Source organism: Bartonella gabonensis (assembly GCF_903679515.1).
Taxonomy (GTDB): Bacteria; Pseudomonadota; Alphaproteobacteria; order Rhizobiales; family Rhizobiaceae; genus Bartonella; species Bartonella gabonensis.
Genome location: NZ_CAHOYM010000113.1, coordinates 1 through 567, shown reverse-complemented (window position 1 = coordinate 567; position 567 = coordinate 1). Strand labels below are relative to the sequence as shown.

General features: G+C 42.3%; 1 pseudogene. It reads right to left on the bottom strand.

From position 1 onward, the window contains the following. Positions 1-363: pseudogene (locus tag HWX04_RS08285) on the bottom strand (helix-turn-helix domain-containing protein); the annotation flags it as partial. Positions 364-567: the final 204 nt, after the last annotated feature.

Here is a 567-nt window from a genome sequence, read left to right as displayed (position 1 = left end):
ATTAGCCACCAAATTGCTTTCTGTTTTTTAGGGTGGAGTTCTCTAAAATTTTTCAAAAGGGTGTATTCTTTTTCGCTATAGGTTTTTTGATCATGGTGGGAATGATTTTCTTTTGTGAGGTTATCTTCTTGTGTGGCAATATCCGCATAAAAAAAGGTAATAGGAACCTCCAGTATGTTGGCAATTTCTTGTAAACGCCCTGCGCTTACACGATTGAAGCTTTTTTCATATTTCTGGATTTGTTGGAAACAGACACCTAAATGGCTTCCTAATTCCTTTTGAGAAAGCCCCATGGCAGTGCGTCTTTGACGAATTCTTTGCTTGACCAGAAACATCGTTAAAATGTGGATTTTGGGTTTGCATGTTAAGCCCCCCGCCGGTTGCGAGCGCCCTCGCATGAGTATTCCGGGAGTTAAAGGTACTGAGCTCTAGTCAGCATTTTGCTTTTAGTGCGTAAGACACACCTGGACAGTGCAAAATCTCCCGGAATCCCGGGATACCCACAATAGTAGGCATAATTGTACGCTAGAGCTTAGGATCTTTAATCCCTCTTGATCGGTGCGTAGA